Genomic DNA, 18,736 nt, shown 5'->3' with positions numbered 1-18,736 from the left:
CACTGCTTACACGCTAATCAACGTATGCCATTCATTAGCAAGTTACTGAATTACACCTTTTTCGCGGTAGTAGCGCTCGGCGCCAGGGTGTATAGGCACAGGCATGCCTTTAACCGCGTTTTCCAGTTTCATGTTTTTCACTGCATTGTGTGCGGCGTACAGTGAGTCGATGTTTTCGTATAACTGCTTGGTCATTTCGTAGGCCAAGTCATCTGACACACCAGAGTGTGTGACCAAGAAGTTAGGAATAGCAGCAGTTGCTACATCCACTTCTTGACCTGCATAGGTACCTGCAGGAATCACGGCAGGCTGGTAAGCTTCACTGCCTACGGCTTCTACCACTTCCACTGGCACAGGCACTACGACGATGTCTACCGATGTTGCCAAGTCACGAATGGACGATACACCTAACCCAGCAGATTGTAGGGTGGCATCCAACTGACGGTTTTTCATCAGCTCTACAGACTCACCAAACGGCAGGTACTCTACTTTGCTAAAGTCGTCATAGCTCATGCCAGCTGCTTTAAAGATAGCGCGTGCATTGAGTTCTGTACCTGAGCGAGCAGCCCCCACAGAAATACGCTTACCGCGTAAATCTTCTAGGCTGTTAATGCCAGAGCCAGCATTCGCCACAATCTGAATGTAGTTGTTGTAAGTGCCAGATAGGCCACGCAATTTGTCTAATTTACGGGTGAAGCCTGCTTCTTCATTGCCTTCCCATGCGTCCGACACTGAGTCAGCCAAAGCCATCGCCAGTTCACCACGCCCAGCTTGCAGCAAGTTCATGTTCTCTGCTGAAGCTTTGGTAACTTGCGCCGTTGCTTTGACGTTAGGAATGGTTTGCGCATAAATCTGTGAAAGTGCTACCCCAATTGGGTAATACACCCCACTTTGTCCACCGGTGAGGATATTGATGAACTCCGTTTTCTGGGCTGATGCTGCCCCGCCTACTAGTGATGTTGCCACCAAGGCTGTCCCCATTAGCGCTTTGATAAAACGCATACGCCTACCTCCTGAATGTATTGTTGATATGACGCGGTCAGGTGTTTTGCACCCAGAACCATAACCTTATAACAATGCCCATTTCAGGCTAGCGCGACAAGAGGGGTTTCCCGATACTGACATGCTTTTTTTGTGAGTATTTGATGCACATCAGTAACAGGCATGGCTGCCATCACGGCAAGACCATGCCTGTTTTCTTACCAATTCGTAACGTTAGAAGTGCTCGTCTACGATTTGGTTAAATGCATCTTCTGCACTCAGGCCTGTACGCATCAGGCGAGTAATGTCTGCAGAGTATTGCTGTATGCCATCAGGCAAGAACTCACGGTGTACGCGGAAATAATTGTATTTTTCCACTTCCACAGGATCCGGCTCAGCACGTGATGCCACACGAGCACGAGTCGTGCCGGAGCTACTGCGTGAGCCGCTGCTGCTACTGCGGCGTACTGGTGCTGCAGGAGCCACCAATGCTTGTTTAACCTGTTCCAAGCTGAATACATCGGACAGGTTATCACTCACTTCGCCGTTCTCGTTCAATTGCATTAACAGGTTTTTACTGTCAAATGCCATCTTGAAGCCACGGCTGTTGATGACCTGATAATTGGGGCGCTTTGCATGCCCAGGGAATTCTAACTGTACGCGATCGCCGTAAGACTCCATACGCTCAATCACGTCTTTCAAAAACTCTGGGGAAAGCGATTCCAGCTCGCCGTTCCAACGCGCTGTCCGTCGAGTAGCCAAAATAATTCTTCCTAATAAAATCTGCGTAATGCAGACTGTGGTGCACAAAAATACGGAAGCGTATTTTACGCCGTCAGCTTTATCAGGTCATGACTCGCAGACAAAAAAACCACGCGCAGATACATTTTCTACTTTCTAACCATACTGTTACATCACTTTTCAATCGCTGAAACAAAAAAAATGCCGCACTCTGCATACACAGAGTTGCGGCAAATACTCCGTCAGATGTTTTGCACAGGGACAGCTGAGCATGACTGGAGTACAGCAAAAAAATTGCTACAAGCACCGCTATAGTATCATGTATATAACGATATTCAAGAGCACAACCAAAAAATTCTTAGCAAGCTGATATATACTGGTTAGAAGCCAACGCTACGGGCCTTTGCGCCTTAGCCTCTCTCCTACTACTTTGCCTTATTCCTCACCTTGCTGGCCAATCCTGAACATCTGAAGTTTGTAGACCGCGATCTCCAGTTGCGACTTGATATTATCTGCCACCACAACCCTGTGAAAGGCTGGGCACCGTTTTATCAATTCAGTATGCAAACCGGGCAAGAAATCGCGGGTGTGATTCATCTACGCATCGGTACCCACGCTGATCTTCTGCATCACTTGGGCCACATAGGCTATGAAGTGTTCCCGCGTTTTCGCGGTAGAGCATACGCGCGCCGAGCCTGCCAGTTACTATTGCCACTGGCTAAGCTAAATGGGTTAGAAGAAATCTGGATCACTTGCAACCCTGACAACACACCGTCACGACGCACCTGTGAAAACTTGGGCGCCACCTACGTAGATACGGTAGATGTGCCCCCTAACAGTCCCATGTATGCCATGGGCGAGCGACACAAACGTCGCTACCACCTGCCGCTCTAACCTAGATCGTTATTGTTTTAAAGCTTTTGTCAAAGGTGAAGCGGCATAACGAACCTTCGTCGTCATGTCCCCAATACACGTCACCGCCATGCATACGGGCAACTTGGCGTGCCAGATAAATTCCCATCCCCATGACATCAGGGCTGGTATCGTGCAATTTATCCATTCCCAGACCTAACAAAGCTTCAACCTGCTCATTAGGCATCAATGGACGCAGCACGATACCAATCTGGAACGCATGCTCTTCTACTTGTAGCGAAATCGCATGTTGTCTGCCCAAGCTATCTGCATATTGCAGTAACAAACCCAATAACGCTTTTTGTATCAGGCGTTCGTCACCCTCAATCATCAAGCCGCTATACACCTCAGTGTGCAGATTGATCCATAAATCAGGGGCTAGCTTTTTAGACTGCACCAGCACCTCATCCAGCATATCGAACAAAGCATACGGCGCTGGAATAGCGCGTACCTCACCACTCATAAAGCGTAACGTTTCAAGCGCCGTATTAATTTGGTAATTCACCCATTGCACATTGCGCTGCATATCCATTACGTTTTCACGCTGCGTTTGCAGCATAGAGCTGGTTTTCTCATCACCCCGTATGGATTCGCTGCTAGACAGTAAGCTTCCCAATTGCTCAGCAAACTTCGTACTCAATGTACTGAGGTGTTGCGTGTGCAGACCTAGCTGCTGCTGTAGCCACAAGGTTTGTTTATACGCACTGATATCTGTTTGACAGAACAAGTGCACACCGCCTTCTAGCATGTCGTAACTCACACGCTGCCAAGAACCATCCGGCATGTGTACATCCGCATCAGCGCGTTTGCCTTCCTCAAACCAAGGACCTTGCCCGGGCTGCAACTGACCTTGCTGCTCTAGCAAATAGTTCAGGCGATCCAACGCTCCTTGCAAACCTACGGCCACGTGCTGTTGCTGCTCACCCAGTTCTTCTATCAACCGCTTTTGGCTAGTAACGTTGGAATACAAGCATTCACCAGTCGAGGAAAACACACACAATCCCACTGGAGCCGCGTCAAAAACGCGTACCAATTGCCGCTGTACGGTTTCCAGCTCTTGGCTACGTCGCCATGCTCGCGTCGCTTTTTCATCCCACTGACGTTCCATCGCCAGTGTGGAAGAATACCGCTCGGTATTATCACGAACGAACACCACCACACCATCGGGGCCATTTTTCAGGTGCAAGGGGAAGACGGCGAAGTCTAAGTAGCGAATTTCACCCGAGGCATCAATCAGTTCTATGTTGTTCAGCTCTGCTTTATGACCGTTCAACGCCTCAATCACAGCAGGCTCTAACTGCGGAAACAGACGAATAGACAGCACACTCTTGCCCACTACCCGCTCAGGGTTCAGATTCAGCATGCTTTGCGCTGCGCGGTTACAAGATAAACACACAAAACGCTCATCCAAGACCAGTACGCCTTCGTCAGACGCTCCCAGCAACAACTCGGAGAACTCCTTTGCCCGTATGGTCATGCGCTCAGCATTCTGCGCGCGCTGCACTTCCATAAGTTGGCAGAAGAACAAATATCCGCCACTGACCAATAAGCCCAGCACACCTATCACTAACTGCCAAACGGCTTTGATCTGCACATCACGTGAGAGGCTAGTGTTTTCACGCTCATACAACAAGACTCTATTGCTAGACACCTGAAGCTGAGACAACAATGGTTTTAAACTGCTCTCCAAGTGTAAAAGCTCTTCTGTGGATAGCTTCCTACCATCGCTCCAAATCACACTGCCTTCAAACTCACCCACCACATTTAGCAAAGAATTCAGCTCGCCGGAACGCATCAAATTACGCTTCTGCGGCCCAGTCAGCAGCAGCGTCAAACGACTAAGGAATATTTCGTATTGGCTGAATAGGCTGTCGTAGGACGCGCCATTATCAGCACGCACCATGGCAATTTGAGCCATTAGGCGCAAGCCCTCTTGCTGGGCCTGTGTACTGGCCCACAGCATGTGCCCAGCCATTTCTGTGCGCATATTCTTTTGTTGGTTGACCAACTGCACCACGGCATAAGACACCAACGCCAGAAAGATCACCATCACTAACAATGCATATCCATACACTGTTTTTTTGGGGCTCTGAGTTTGACGACTAAACATTGAAGCGTGCATCTCCACGGTGTAGCAATGCGTATAGCACGTATGAACTCGCCCTTATCGCAGCTCCTACAGCAAACGACCTAATACATAAATGATGGGGTTATTCGATTACGGCTGCACTACGCCCATTGCAACACATGAAACCATTATTAATCGGCAAGCCTACTCCAGAGAGCCGGCTCACCATTCGCCTTTGCCAACGCTTCCAGATACTGCTGATGCTCCTGCAGTTCCTGATCCGTGGCTCGCACAATAGGCAATACTGAAAAATCCACTGAGCCAAAACGAGCGGCTTGATCATCATCACTAACACCGTCGTCATAAGCATTCATCATCAGGCTTTCTTGCCCACGGGTCATTGCTAGCCACACATCAGCCAGCAACTCCGAGTCCAACAACGCGCCGTGCAAAGTACGATGCGCATTAGAAATGCCATAACGTTCGCACAGTGCATCCAAGTTATTGCGCTTACCTGGGTGCAGCTCACGCGCAAACACCAAAGAGTCGGTTACTTTTTCACAATAACTCGTGAAGTTCTGCAACCCACAACGCGCGAACTCAGCATCCATGAACTTCAAGTCAAACGGAGCATTATGAATAATGACCTCCGCCCCTTTGATGAACTCCAACACTTGGGGTGCTACCTGCTCAAACGCCGGATAGTCCGACAAAAACTCAGTAGTCAGTCCGTGTACTGCCAAGGCTTCCGGGTCGCTGTCCCGCCCAGGGTTCACATACAGATGCAAATGGCGACCAGTCAGCGTACGGTTAATGACCTCTACCCCAGCCAGCTCCACCAGTCTATGCCCCTCTGCGGGATCCAAACCTGTGGTTTCCGTATCAAAAACTATTTGTCGCATTATCCAGATGATCCTTTATTTCGCCCTGACTACCTAGTATTCGATCTAGGCCTTAATTCTTCAACATTTTTTTTGCTACAAACGTATACGCAACTGGCACCACGAAAAGTGTCAATAACGTACCGAATGTTAACCCGCCCACCAACACCCAACCAATCTGGTGTCTACTTTCTGCCCCCGCGCCTGTCGCAAATGCCAGCGGAAGCACACCTAGCACCATCGCGCCGGTGGTCATCAGAATAGGACGCAAACGTAACTCAGAGGCTTTCACCACGGCTGCGTATAGTCCTACTCCTTGTACCCGTAACTGGGTAGCAAACTCTACTATCAAAATACCATGTTTGGTAATCAATCCCACTAGGGTAATCAGGCCAATCTGACTATAGATGGATAAAGTTCCACCACTTAGCCACAACGCCAATAACGCCCCTGTCATGGACAAAGGTACCGACAACATGATGACGAACGGGTTACGCCAACTCTCAAACTGCGCGGCCATCACCAAATAGATGAACATTAACGCCATCGCAAAAATAAAGTACATGCTGCCAGAGGAATCCCTGAACTCACGCGACTGCCCATCCAAATCGGTTTGTACGCTATCGGGTAGTACTTCAGCAGCAACTTGATGCATGTGCGCCAACACCTCACCCAAGGCATAGCCCGGTGCTACACCAGCTTCTACAATCACCGCACGCAGACGGTTAAAGTGGTTCAACGACTGTGGCGACACGCTTTCTCGTATGTTTAAGAAACTATCTAGCGGTGCCATGCTGCCGTCTTCGGCACGCACATAAATATCCAAAATATCATTAGGACGCGTGCGATCTGGCTTATCTACCTGCACAATCACATCGTATTGTTCGCCATCTGTTTCATAGCGCGTAACCTGACGCCCACCAATCAAGCTTTCTAGCGTGCGGCCTACTACATCTACCTTCACACCGCTGTCGGACAATTTATCGCGATCCAACTCTACGCGTAGCTCTGGCGTATTCAAACGCAAATCTATATCCAAGTTCTGCAAACCAGGATAGCTTTCTAGCGCTTTCATGAAGTCTTTGGCAATTGCATCTAGCTCTACGTACGGCGCTTGCCCCATGATCACAAACTGTACAGGCTTGGACGTTGCACGCTGCCCTAGTGACGCCGGATTACTTGGAAAAGCACGTGCACCACTTAGTGCCTTGAACTTAGGCTGTAATTGGTTCGCAATTTGTTGCTGACTACGATCGCGCTCTTCCCATGGAACCAAGCGCAAAATAGCAAAAGAGTCCGTTACCGTGGGGAAACCAATAATGGTTTGAATACCCTGCATTTCTGGCAACTCGCGATACATGCCTTCCACTTCCAACACATTTCGCAATGTGTAATCCAGCGTTGCACCGTCTGGGGAGGTCACCATACCGAAGATAACGCCCCTGTCTTCAATAGGCGCTAGCTCACTTTTAATAATGGTAAACAGCCAACCACTAGAGAGCGCCACAACCAAGCCCATTACCATTACACCCACACGATATCGCAGCGCTTTAAGTAGCAGCTTGCGATAGCGGCGAGTTAAGCCGTTTAACCAATCCTCAATCAGTTGATATAAACGGCCAGGATTTCCTGTAGGTGCTTTCAGTAAACGGGAGCACATCATGGGGGTTAAGGTCAGCGCCACAAAACCCGACACACCCACCGCCCCAGCTAGCGTTAGCGCAAACTCGATAAACAATCGCCCAGTACGGCCTGTTGCAAATGCCAAGGGCGCAAACACCGCCACCAGCGTTAAGGTCATGGCAATTACCGCACCGCCAATTTCCTTAATACCAATAAACGAGGCTTCTATGCTGGATTTACCTTCCTCTATGTGCCTATAGACGTTTTCCAGCACCACAATCGCGTCATCCACCACCAGACCAATCGCCAGCACCATTGCCAACAAGGTCAGCGTATTGATGGAGAACCCGAAAGCGTACATCAAGCCCAACGCACCAATGAGCGACACCGGAATGGTCACAATAGGAATTAAGCTGGCACGCACATTACGCAGGAAGAAGAAAATCACCAGCACCACCAGCGCTATCGCTTCCAGAATAGTGCTGTACACCGACGCGATAGAGCGCTCAATGAAAATGGAGCTGTCGTAAGACACCAGCAACTGCATGTCGCCAGGTAAGTTGGTATTAATGACTTCCAGTTCAGACTGCACCGCGCGCGACAAATCCAACGGGTTAGCCGTGGACTGCTTTGTCACACCAATAGTCAAACTGTTCTGGCCATTAAAACGTGCCAATACACGCTCTTCTGCTGGAGCAATACGCACATCGGCCATGTCACCCAAACGTATGGGAAAGCCTTGTGAACGTGACACAATGATCTGTTTAAACTCGTCTACAGTTTGCAAATCGGTAGACGACACTACGGTAAACTCACGGTCATTAGACTCTATACGCCCTGCCGGAATCAGTACGTTCTGGCTGCGTAACGCATCCTCTACATCCTGCACCGTCAAACCGTACCCCGCCAACCGTGCGCGGTCTACAAAAATACGCATGGAAGGCAAGCGTTCACCAAACACGCGCACTTCTGCCGCCCCCGGTAATACGGACAAACGGGTTTTGATATAACGGTTGATGTAGTCAGAGGCCTCAATGGGCGATAAAGTCCCCATATCCACCCCTACATACACAATAGGTGTGGAGTCTGCTTCGACTTTATTGATGATGGGCTCGTCTGCCTCGTCTGGCAGGAACCTACGAGCACGTGACACTTTATCGCGCACATCCGCTGCCGCCGCATCGGGATCACGGTTTAAATCAAATTTAATATTGATTTGACTACGTTCCGAGCGACTGCGGGAAGTCATCACATCCACGCCTTCAATACCCGACAACTGATCTTCCAGTGGCTTGGTGATTTGAGACTCAATCACCTCGGGCGAGGCCCCTTTGTAGGTGGTGGATACCGACACTACAGGCTCATCAATAGCAGGGTACTCACGCACAGTGAGGCGATCGTAAGAAATCAGCCCTATCAGAACGATCAGCAGCGATAAAACGGTGGCAAATACCGGTCTGCGTATACAAACATCAGAAAGCAACATAGTAGCGGTTTCCTGAAAGCGTCACTTAGGCTGTTGAATCAGAACGGACGTGCCATCAACGAGCTTTTGCACGCCTGACACCACCACGACTTCACCAGGCGCAACGCCTTGTACCTCTACCCAACCTGCTTCACGCGCCCCCACTTTCACCTCGGTACGCTGAGCAATGCCATCCACCACCAAAAACACATACTGTGCGTCACCTGCTGGCTGAATAGCACTTTCTGGCACCATCACCACAGAATCTGTCCCTAACTGCAACGTCACACGAGCAAACAACCCAGGGCGCAATAACAACGACTCATTAGGCAAACGTGCACGCAACCACAGGGAACGCCCTGCGGCATCTACGACGGGATTAATAGCCGTGACTTGGCCGTCATATTCTTCTTTAGGAAAAGCATCCACACGCGCTGTTACCAACGTGCCGGGAGTCACGCGCGACAAATACTGTTCGGGAATGCGGAAGTCGATTTCCAACATGTCTACAGCCTCTAACAACAGCAATTCGCTGCCGGGACTCACATAGTCACCTACCGAAATATTTTTTAATCCAGCTAAGCCAGAAAACGGTGCCAAGATTACTGTTTTATCCAATTGCGCTTGCGCCAACGCCACAGCTGCTTGAGCAACTTGCAACTGACTAGCTGACTCATCACGAGCTTGTGAGCTAATAAACCCTTGCTCGCTGAGTCGTCTAGAACGTTGATGCTGACTACTGGCCAAGCTCAGTTTGGCTTTTGCTTCCAACAATTGGGCTTGCGCAATGCTGTCATCCAAACGCACCAAAATTTGACCACGCTCTATAGGCTGGCCTTCTTCAAAGGTGATGTCTTTAATCGTGCCAGTGATTTCGGCTCGCAAGGCAACAGAATCACGTGCTTTCAAAGAACCTACAGCACTCAGCGAACGCTGTAATTCGTGGAACTGGGCATCTGCCACTTGTACGCCTACCCGTTCTGTAGCCACTATTTCGGTAGCCTCAACCAGTTTGGCATTACTTGGTTGTCTGGTGCCTGCATCGTTAACCAATAATTTGGCACCGCCGTACACCAATCCAACCCCAACTATCAGGATGGCAAGAATTCCCCAGATCACCCACTTTTTTTTCATTTACGCCTCATTATGCTGTCGCACGCTGTCTACCCCCATGTTTGCCAACACGTCGGCTCGCTCATTACCTGCATCGCCAGCGTGCCCACGCACCCACTGCCATTGCAAGGTATGCTGCTGCGACAAGCTATCTAATTCCTGCCACAAGTCTGCATTTTTAACAGGTTTTTTATCCGCTGTACGCCACCCGCGAGCTTTCCATCCCGACATCCATTCCAGCATGCCTTTTTGTACATACTGCGAATCAGTATGCACTGTCACATTACAGGGGCGCTTCAACAACTCTAAGGCCCGAATCACGGCCAGAAGTTCCATGCGATTGTTGGTGGTATCTTCTTCACCACCAAAAATCTCTTTTTGGTGAGGGCCATAACGTAGCAACGCACCCCAACCGCCTAGCCCGGGGTTTCCTTTGCATGCACCGTCTGTCCAGATATTTACCACTTTTCGTTCCATGAGCTACTACTTTACATATTGGCATCCCGGCGTGCCGCAGCAACAGCTCGGGATTTAAATTTAGGGGGCACTTGCTTCCATTCCAGCCCCACCAACTTGGCGGCACTGACACGCTTAATGGCCTCTACCACATAGACAGCGCCACTGAGCGGCCAACCACGCAATGCTAGCTTGTCCATAAATGCCCAACGGTGTAACCACCGACGGCTTTGGCAATACGGCATATACACACCCTGACTTGCCTGCGTCACATCAAAAGACAGTAATTCTAGCCAGTCTTCTAAACGCGCCTGCGAAACATACTGTGCTGGCGCCACTGGCAAATGCGATTCCAAACCAGGGATACGGTCACGCAGGCCCCACAAACTATAGGGATTCAGCCCTGCAAAAACCGCTTTACCCTCTGGACGCAAGACCCGTTCTACCTCTCGCAAAATCTGGTGTGGCTGATGTGAGCACTCCAACGCATGGGGCAATACCATCAGATCTACACTCTCTGATTCAAAGGGTAACTGTTCTGGCACACAGATCACTAAACCTTTGCGTACAATGTCCACGTCCTGAGTGTCCACCGTACAAAATTTGTTAGCGATGCGATTCGCTCGTAGTAAGTCCCAATGAGGCAAACCAATTTGTATGGCATGATACCCGAATGTATTGCCTACCAGTGCATTGACTTGTCTATGCATCCAGGCTCGAGCATGACGTCCTGGTACCGTATGCTGCCACTGCATCAGTTGTTCGGTTCGGGCCTGTTCCATTGTTTTGATCGTCCTAAACTATGATGAATGTGCTAGCTTCCTTTGCTACTACCGGCTATTCGCTCACGCCACTTCCTGCCTTCAATGATAACTATATATGGTTACTTGAATACGCCGGATATGCTCTAGTTGTAGATCCGGGTGAGGCCGAACCTGTGTTGCACGCACTGCAGCAACGCAATTTGGTGCTTAGCGCTATTTTGATCACGCATCATCATGGCGATCACACGGGCGGAATCAACGGCTTACTGCGCCATGCTCCCGATGCGGTAGTCTATGGCCCCGCCAGTGAGCGCATTCCCTCCCGCAACGTCGCCGTCAAACAAGACGACCAACTACACATCCCTGATCTGAAGCTTGCCTGTACTGTGGTAGATATACCCGGTCATACGGCAGGCCATGTGGCGTATTACAGCATACCCGAAGGCTGTCCCCCCCTGCTTTTTTGTGGAGATACAATTTTTTCCATGGGTTGTGGACGATTGTTTGAGGGAACCCCTGCCCAAATGGTGTCATCTCTGGGTAAACTTACGTCTTTACCGCCCGACACGTTGGTTTGCTGTGCGCATGAGTACACCTTATCCAACGCTAGATGGGCCTTAACCGTTGAACCTGATAATCCGGCTTTATTGGCACGGTATGAAGAGGCTCTGCAGCAGCGCGCAGACAATTTGCCTACCGTTCCCACCTCGTTGCAAACAGAACTGGCCACTAATCCGTTTCTGCGTATTCGCGAATCAGACGTTGTACATGCTGCCACCGCCCGCGCACAAACCCCATTGGCTACGCCTGTAGATGTTTTCACCTGTTTACGCGAATGGAAAAATCAAGCCTGACTCTGCCCATGAGAATAATTCGTCTATTTACCGTATGTATGCTGATGGTGCTTGCTGGTTGCGCTAGCCAGCAACAACACGTGCAAAAAAATGATGGTCCGATCATCGCCGCTGATACATCGCGCACCATTGACCTCACCCACCCACCACGCGACATGTGGGATCGCATTCGTAGGGGCTACTCCATCCCCAACTTAAACAGCGATCTAGTGGATTACTGGACTGACTACTACGCGTCCCGCCCACAATCGTTATTGGTAATGAGCCAACGCGCGAGCAAATACCTCTTCCATATCGTGGATGAAATTGAAGCACGCGGTCTACCTACAGAACTGGCGTTGCTGCCTTTTGTAGAAAGCGCCTATAACCCCGATGCGTACTCTCGTGCTCATGCCTCTGGTCTGTGGCAGTTTATTCCAAGCACAGGCAAGTACTACAACCTAGAGCAAAACTGGTGGATGGATCAGCGCCGTGATCCTATAGCCTCTACCGATGCCGCGCTCACCTATTTAAGTTATCTGTACGAATTCCAAGGCGACTGGTATTTGGCTTTGGCCTCTTACAACTGGGGTGAAGGCTCTGTAAAACGCGCTATTGCTCGCAACGAAAGCCAAAACCTACCGGGCGATTATCAATCGCTCACCATGCCAGAAGAAACTCGCAACTACTTACCTAAGTTGCAAGCGCTGAAAAACATCATCACTGATCCCAAGCGCTACGGCATTACACTTCCCCCCATCAGCAATGAACCCTATTTCACCTCGGTTCCCCGTAACGGTGATATAGACATGACGGTTGCTGCACAATTGGCTGAAATGAGTGTGGATGAACTGCGTATGCTGAATCCCGCACACAATCGCCCGGTAATACCAGCGACCAACAACACATTGCTGCTGCCCACTGAAAAAGTAGAAACCTTCAAACGCAACTTAGCGGCGTATACCGGCAAGCTCAGTAACTGGAAGGTGTACCAGCCTCAACGCGGCGAGTCTTTCGCTTCTATTGCCAAAGATCATGGCATTTCAGTGGCTGAACTACGGTCATTAAACGGCTTAAACGCCAAACAAACCGTTGCTAGTGCACAATTGTTGCTACCTATTGATGCTACGGATGCCCGTATCACCATGACAGCGCAAGGCGCACCGGTCACCGCCCAAGCCACCTTGGCAGCTCAGGCACAACAACCACGTGCTGCAGCCAGTCGTGCTGTGGTTCGTAACTACCGCGTACGAAAAGGCGATACACTCTTCGCCATTGCTCGTAAATACAACACTTCTGTTTCAGAGCTGAAAAAACTGAATAAACTACGCAACAACAATATACAGCCAGGCAGTCAGCTACGCGTACCGTCTTGAGTTGCGTTCTGGTAAATTGGCACGTTATTTTTTAGAGAAGAAAGGACTATTCAGCATGGGTTTCCTCACCGGCAAACGCATTCTTATCACCGGCGTAATTTCCAATCGCTCCATTGCTTATGGCATCGCCCAAGCCTGTCATCAGCAAGGTGCAGAAATTGCTCTTACTTATGTGGGCGAGCGTTTTAAAGAGCGTGTGGAAGAATTCGCCAGCGAATTAGGCAGCAACATCGTTATCCCTCTGGATGTAGCTGAAGATCAGCAAATCGACGATGCGATCGCCACTCTGGGTACCCACTGGGACGGTTTGGATGGTCTGGTGCACTCTATTGGCTTTGCGCCGCGCGAAGCGATTGCGGGTGACTTCTTGGAAGGCTTGTCTCGTGAAGCATTCAAAATTGCTCACGACATTTCCTCCTACAGTTTCCCAGCATTGGCCAAAGCAGCTTTGCCACTGATGGAAGGTCGTCAAGGTTCCGTACTGACACTGACTTACTTGGGCGCTGAGCGTGCTGTACCTAACTACAACACCATGGGTCTGGCTAAAGCTTCTTTGGAAGCTAGCGTACGTTACTTGGCTGCTGCATTGGGTCCACGCGGTATTCGTGCTAACGGTATTTCTGCTGGCCCAATCAAAACATTGGCTGCAAGCGGTATCAAAGACTTCTCTATGTTGTTGAAATACGTTGAAAGCGTGACACCAATCCGCCGTAACGTGACCATTGAAGACGTTGGTAACGTAGCTGCCTTTATGTTGTCTGACCTAGCTGCTGGTATTACTGGCGAGATCACTCACGTTGATGGTGGTTTCTCGTGCGTAGCTGCAGGTATGGTGGAGTAAGGTTAATAGCCTATTCCTCGCCTACTGCCTGCTGATGCAGGCTTAGGTGGAGACCGCGATCAAACCCCTGGCTTTTGCTAGGGGTTTGTTGTTTGTGGCGAGTTATTGTTTGCGTATAGGGTTAGCTGCTGACGGCTGTATTCATCGCACGCGCCGGGGAACTGCAGGAATACTTTTTGTGATTTGTACACCAAATCAAAAAAGTTTCCTCTCCGTCCCCCCGAATGTTCTAAGTATGGCTAGGTTTACTGCCCTTTCTTTAGCAGCCTCTTTATTAATTGTTGCTCTGTAACTGCTACAGATATTGCATATGCGGGACAACCGCAGAAGAACCATACACCCTCAACTGCTACTAAACCAAAAACCATGGCAAGCGACGGAGGGAAAACGGAGGAAAGTATTTTTTTATTTGGTGTACAAATTAAAAAATACTTTTCGCAGTGCTAGCTACTGCAGCCAGCGGTGAGTATGTTGATGCTGCATTCATCGCACATGCCGGGGAACTGCAGGGCTATTTGTTGAATACATTCGCTCTTTAAGCCGGTGGAAACATCACCGGCTCTTGCCCTTCTTGCCACTGCTCATACTTATTCATCACCCTCTCTAACCTAGGCGATGCAATAAATGCAGCCAGCCAACGCTGTACTGCTGGTACGGGCTGAGCGGCAAACCATTGCTCATCGGTATGTGCGAATTGACGCACAAAAGGGGCTAATGCCAGATCTGCTAGGCTGATGTTCTCACCCAATAAGTAGGTATGAGATTGCAGACGTACCTCTAAATTGGCAATGTGCTGCATGGCGAGCTCACGTTGCTCTTGTGCATAACTTTCTGCACTACGCTCACCATGTTCAGCTTCGTGACGCTGTGGATATTTATAGCGATCTAGCGCTTTTTTAAAAGGGCCATCGTTAGCACGTACTAGTTCTTTGATGGTGTTTTCGTGTGCTGACTGCAATAAACCCTCAGGATCTTGCTGCCCCAGTGCCCAATACATCACATCAAGGCTTTCGTCGATGATTTGCCCTGTGGGTAACACCAGCACAGGTACGGTTGCTTTGGGAGACGCATCACGCAATGCCTGTGGTTTGTCGCGCAGTACTACTTCGCGTAGTTCACACTGCAATCCACTAGCAGCCCATGCCAAACGTGCACGCATGGCATAGGGACAACGTCGGAAAGAATACAAAATCGGCAAACTCACAATTACTCCAAAAACAGCTAGCGCGGCGTGGTATGTCAGCACATCCAAGTACGACTGTCGTGGTGGCTTACCCGCAAAAGAAAACCGGATGGCATAAGATATGCTCATCCGGTTTTACCATAGCGCCTGCGCAGCGCCTATAGCTGTAGGTGAATACGTACTTTAATTATTACGCTCTGCCTCAGCTTTTTCTTGAGCCAAACGCGAACGCTCGGCCAGTTCTTGTCTCCACGCATGCTTTTTCTCGCGCAGCTCACTTAACGGAGCGCCGATATGACGTGAACGACGTTCTTGCGCCAATTGCGCTTGTTTTTGACGTTCACGTAAACGTTCAACTTTTTCTGGGTCTAGGCTGTCATGGCAATGACGGCAGCTAACGCCTTCTTCGTACTGTTCGTCGTGACGATCAGCTTCGCTGAGTGGCATACGGCACGCACGGCAGAACGAGTAATCTCCTTGGCGTAAGCCGTGCCCTACCGAAACGCGCTCGTCGAACACAAAGCACTCACCATCCCACAAACTTTTGTCTTCGGTGATATCTTCCAGGTATTTTAGAATGCCGCCTTGCAAGTGATAGACGTCTTCAAAACCTTGGGAGCGCATAAAGGCAGTGGATTTCTCACAGCGTATACCGCCTGTGCAGAACATAGCCACACGAGGGTTACCAGCCAACACACCGCCTTCTTTACGTTGCTCAGCTACCCATTCAGGAAACTCTGAGAAACTATCGGTCTTGGGGTTGATCGCGTTTTTGAAGGTACCAATACCCACTTCGTAGTCGTTACGAGTATCGATTAACACGACATCAGGAGATTCGATCAGCGCATTCCAATCTTCAGGCGCTACGTATTGACCCACCATTTCAGCGGTTTTCAGGTCAGGCACACCTAAAGTCACGATTTCTTTTTTCAGTTTTACCTTCAAACGGTAAAACGGCATGCTGTCAGCCCACGACTCTTTGTGCACCAACTTGGCCAAGCGTGGATCGGAACGCAAATACGCCAGCACTTCCTTGATGCCTTGCTCAGGGCCAGCAATAGTACCGTTGATCCCCTCTCGGGCTAGCAACAGCGTACCAATGATCTGACGCTCAGCACAGAAGTCATAGAGCGGCTGACGCAAACTGACATAATCGTCTAGCTCAGCAAAATGGTAGAGGGCAGCAACAAGATATTTGGCCATGGTACTCGGCAGGAAGAAGAAATTAGAATCATAACGTTATCCACCCTGCCAATGTCAGTAAAACTGCAGGCTCTTTGCGTTAGCGCAAGAAAAGGCCCGTACAATAGACCAAGGTGGATACTCACTCATTGTTGTTTATTATACCCCGCGTTGTTTATGGATTCTCTTACCCAAGCCGTTCTGGGTGCCAGCATTTGTGGCAGTATCATTGGTCGTTATCACGGTCGTAAAGCTGCTATTGCTGGTGCCGTGTTGGCCACACTGCCTGATCTAGACGTAGTCATGCGTTATCAGGACCCCATTTTGGCGATGACCAGCCATCGTGGGTTCTCACATTCGCTGTTCGTGCTCACAGGGTTAGCACTGCTAATAACCTGCTTGTGGCGACTGATGCGCCCCGACCCGAGATACGGGGCTAGCCGACTGTTCTTAGCGCTGTGGCTCACGTTAATCACGCACCCCTTGCTGGATGCCTTCACCAGTTACGGCACGCAATTGCTGTGGCCGCTAGAACCTATACCGCAATCGTGGGCCAGTATTTTTATTATTGATCCGGTCTACACCCTGCCACTGTTGGTAGCCACGCTGCTGCTATTGGGCTGGGGTGGGCGCAGTGGCGTCATCAAAACATGTCATTGGGCCTTAGGATTAAGCACGGCTTATTTAGCCTTAACCGTAGCTATACAGCATCATGTGGATACCCAAGCCCAAGCTAGAGTTCAACAATTAGGCTACACCCCTACCGCCAGTTTCACGACACCAGAGCTATTCACCACCTTGTTATGGCGCTCCATCGTACGTACAGATGCCGGCGTAGACTGCGAGGTTATTACTGGTTTGCTAGACACCACCGAATCAGAATATTTTTGCGCTGCCAATAACCATCACTTAGCTGATAGCCTTCCTACGGCCGCTTCGCTGCAACGCTTACGCTGGTTCAGTGGTGATTGGGTACGTTTTGATGTGCAAGACGATCTGCTTATTGTTAGCGACCTGCGTATGGGAGCAGGCTCTGGCAACTATTCATTCCGCTTTGTAGTGGGTGAACAAGATGATCAACAAAACTGGCGTGAAGTCACCCCCTACAAATTTGGGGGTTGGCATAATTTTGGACTGATCAAAGCAGGTATGAATCGCGTACTACGCTCAACAACGCCGCTACCCCTTGCTGACTGGGCTAAAACCATAGGTATGCGGTTAGAGCCGTATCACGCGCAGCTATCTGAAAACACCGTACCTCACTAAGGTGCTACGCCGCAAAAAAGCCTGAGTCTGTATACACAGAACTCAGGCTTTTTTGACACGGAGAATCAATACTACTTAACGTGTACCGCCAATGGTCAGGTTGGCATGACGGTTCACATCTTTGTACAGCAAGTAGCGGAAGCGACCAGGGCCACCGGCATAACATGCTTGTGGGCAGAATGCGCGTAACCACATAAAATCGCCTGCTTCTACTTCTACCCAGTCTTGGTTTAGACGGTACACCGCTTTACCTTCCAACACGTACAGACCGTGCTCCATCACGTGCGTTTCCGCAAAAGGAATCACGCCACCGGGTTCAAAGTTCACGATGTTCACGTGCATGTCGTGACTCATGTCAGACATGTCAGCAAAACGTGTAGTACTCCAACGGCCTTCGGTGTCAGGCATCACGATAGGAGTGATGTCTTTTTCATTAGTCACAAAAGCTTTTGGATGTGGCACGCCTTCTACCTCTTGGTAGCGCTTGCGAATCCAGTGGAAGCTTGCCAACGCATTGGTGCGGTTGTGCAGTTTCCATTTGCTGGCAGGAGGAATAAAGGCGTAACCACCTTCGTCCATCGTGTGTTTCTCGCCGTTCAGTTCGAGCTCCAACTGGCCTGCAACCACAAACACCACACCTTCAGCTTCTGGGTTGGATTCAGGATCGTTACTACCGCCGCCTGGGCTAACTTCCACAATGTATTGCGAGAAAGTTTCAGCAAAGCCGGACAGTGGACGAGCCAGTACCCACAAGCGGGTTTTTTCCCACGAAGGCAAGTAACTGGTCACGATGTCTTGCAATACACCTTTAGGCAAGATGGCATAAGCCTCGGTGAACATGGCACGGTCAGTCAGCAGTTGTGTCTGCGGCGGATGACCACCTGCGGGGGCATAGTAATTGACTTTGGACATAACGATTCCGATAGAGATTCAGTAGAAACGCCTGTCGCGTTGTGTAGGACGAGGAAAGCCTGCCGTAGCGGCATTTTTTACGCCGTCGCTGCAATGCGCGGGGACTCTTATACCTTACTGGCAGGCTCATTCATTAGCA

General features: G+C 49.9%; 16 protein-coding genes. 5 read left to right on the top strand and 11 right to left on the bottom strand.

Going from position 1 to position 18,736, the window contains the following annotated elements; genetic code table 11:
* Positions 1 to 42 precede the first annotated feature (42 nt).
* Positions 43 to 1,002: a TAXI family TRAP transporter solute-binding subunit gene (locus AC3QL0_RS02175; protein WP_493009876.1), complete on the bottom strand. Its 960-nt coding sequence runs from the start codon at positions 1,000 to 1,002 to the stop codon at positions 43 to 45.
* Positions 1,003 to 1,215: 213 nt separating this feature from the next.
* The gene (locus AC3QL0_RS02170; RefSeq protein WP_493009874.1) at positions 1,216 to 1,743 is read right to left on the bottom strand and encodes a hypothetical protein; all 528 of its coding nucleotides are present in this window, start codon (positions 1,741 to 1,743) and stop codon (positions 1,216 to 1,218) included.
* A 507-nt stretch (positions 1,744 to 2,250) separates the two neighbouring features.
* On the opposite strand from AC3QL0_RS02170, the gene AC3QL0_RS02165 reads away from it, so the two are divergent.
* Entirely contained in the window at positions 2,251 to 2,616 is a 366-nt protein-coding gene (locus AC3QL0_RS02165; protein ID WP_493011027.1) for a GNAT family N-acetyltransferase, read from the top strand.
* Between the two features lies 1 nt (position 2,617).
* On the opposite strand, the gene AC3QL0_RS02160 is transcribed toward AC3QL0_RS02165, so the two are convergent.
* The 6 genes from AC3QL0_RS02160 to AC3QL0_RS02135 all read right to left on the bottom strand — a co-directional run bounded on the left by AC3QL0_RS02160 (position 2,618) and on the right by AC3QL0_RS02135 (position 11,022).
* Positions 2,618 to 4,744 carry a PAS domain-containing protein gene (locus AC3QL0_RS02160; protein ID WP_493009872.1) on the bottom strand — a complete coding sequence of 709 codons (2,127 nt, stop codon included), beginning with the start codon at positions 4,742 to 4,744 and terminating at the stop codon, positions 2,618 to 2,620.
* A 149-nt stretch (positions 4,745 to 4,893) separates the two neighbouring features.
* Positions 4,894 to 5,604 carry a DNA polymerase III subunit epsilon gene (dnaQ, locus tag AC3QL0_RS02155; protein ID WP_493009870.1) on the bottom strand — a complete coding sequence of 237 codons (711 nt, stop codon included), beginning with the start codon at positions 5,602 to 5,604 and terminating at the stop codon, positions 4,894 to 4,896.
* 52 nt (positions 5,605 to 5,656) lie between these two features.
* Positions 5,657 to 8,692, bottom strand: coding sequence for an efflux RND transporter permease subunit (locus tag AC3QL0_RS02150; protein ID WP_493009868.1), 3,036 nt, complete (start codon positions 8,690 to 8,692; stop codon positions 5,657 to 5,659).
* Between the two features lie 21 nt (positions 8,693 to 8,713).
* Complete coding sequence (locus AC3QL0_RS02145; protein ID WP_493009867.1) at positions 8,714 to 9,805, bottom strand: efflux RND transporter periplasmic adaptor subunit; 1,092 nt, start codon at positions 9,803 to 9,805, stop codon at positions 8,714 to 8,716.
* Entirely contained in the window at positions 9,806 to 10,261 is a 456-nt protein-coding gene (gene rnhA / locus AC3QL0_RS02140) for a ribonuclease HI (protein WP_493009866.1), read from the bottom strand.
* An 11-nt stretch (positions 10,262 to 10,272) separates the two neighbouring features.
* A complete protein-coding gene (locus tag AC3QL0_RS02135) occupies positions 10,273 to 11,022 on the bottom strand; it encodes a class I SAM-dependent methyltransferase (RefSeq protein ID WP_493009865.1) in 750 nt (249 codons plus the stop codon).
* 20 nt (positions 11,023 to 11,042) lie between these two features.
* Between AC3QL0_RS02135 and gloB the strand changes: the two genes are divergently transcribed.
* Genes gloB through fabI form a run of 3 tightly spaced genes read left to right on the top strand, consistent with a single transcriptional unit; the run spans position 11,043 to position 14,054 of the window.
* Positions 11,043 to 11,858, top strand: coding sequence for a hydroxyacylglutathione hydrolase (gene gloB, locus AC3QL0_RS02130; protein ID WP_493009864.1), 816 nt, complete (start codon positions 11,043 to 11,045; stop codon positions 11,856 to 11,858).
* A gap of 8 nt (positions 11,859 to 11,866) precedes the next feature.
* Positions 11,867 to 13,213, top strand: a complete 1,347-nt coding sequence (locus tag AC3QL0_RS02125) for a transglycosylase SLT domain-containing protein (RefSeq protein WP_493009863.1) — start codon at positions 11,867 to 11,869, stop codon at positions 13,211 to 13,213.
* 55 nt (positions 13,214 to 13,268) lie between these two features.
* Positions 13,269 to 14,054, top strand: coding sequence for an enoyl-ACP reductase FabI (gene fabI / locus AC3QL0_RS02120; protein WP_135862707.1), 786 nt, complete (start codon positions 13,269 to 13,271; stop codon positions 14,052 to 14,054).
* 535 nt (positions 14,055 to 14,589) lie between these two features.
* Here fabI and AC3QL0_RS02115 read toward each other — a convergent pair.
* Both AC3QL0_RS02115 and trhO read right to left on the bottom strand, forming a co-directional pair.
* Positions 14,590 to 15,366, bottom strand: coding sequence for a glutathione S-transferase (locus AC3QL0_RS02115; RefSeq protein WP_493009862.1), 777 nt, complete (start codon positions 15,364 to 15,366; stop codon positions 14,590 to 14,592).
* Between the two features lie 54 nt (positions 15,367 to 15,420).
* Positions 15,421 to 16,440 carry an oxygen-dependent tRNA uridine(34) hydroxylase TrhO gene (gene trhO, locus AC3QL0_RS02110; protein WP_493009861.1) on the bottom strand — a complete coding sequence of 340 codons (1,020 nt, stop codon included), beginning with the start codon at positions 16,438 to 16,440 and terminating at the stop codon, positions 15,421 to 15,423.
* 156 nt (positions 16,441 to 16,596) lie between these two features.
* Here trhO and AC3QL0_RS02105 point away from each other — a divergent pair, with 156 nt between their 5' ends.
* Entirely contained in the window at positions 16,597 to 17,685 is a 1,089-nt protein-coding gene (locus AC3QL0_RS02105; RefSeq protein ID WP_493009860.1) for a metal-dependent hydrolase, read from the top strand.
* 75 nt (positions 17,686 to 17,760) lie between these two features.
* Here the strand turns inward: AC3QL0_RS02105 and AC3QL0_RS02100 are convergent, their stop codons facing one another.
* Complete coding sequence (locus tag AC3QL0_RS02100; protein WP_493009859.1) at positions 17,761 to 18,597, bottom strand: bifunctional allantoicase/(S)-ureidoglycine aminohydrolase; 837 nt, start codon at positions 18,595 to 18,597, stop codon at positions 17,761 to 17,763.
* Between the last annotated feature and the right edge of the window lie 139 nt (positions 18,598 to 18,736).

This window comes from Paenalcaligenes sp. GW821-LYS-B07-1 (assembly GCF_058803365.1).
Note: the sequence above shows the minus strand (reverse complement) of the source record. Positions and strands in the feature narration are given on the sequence as shown.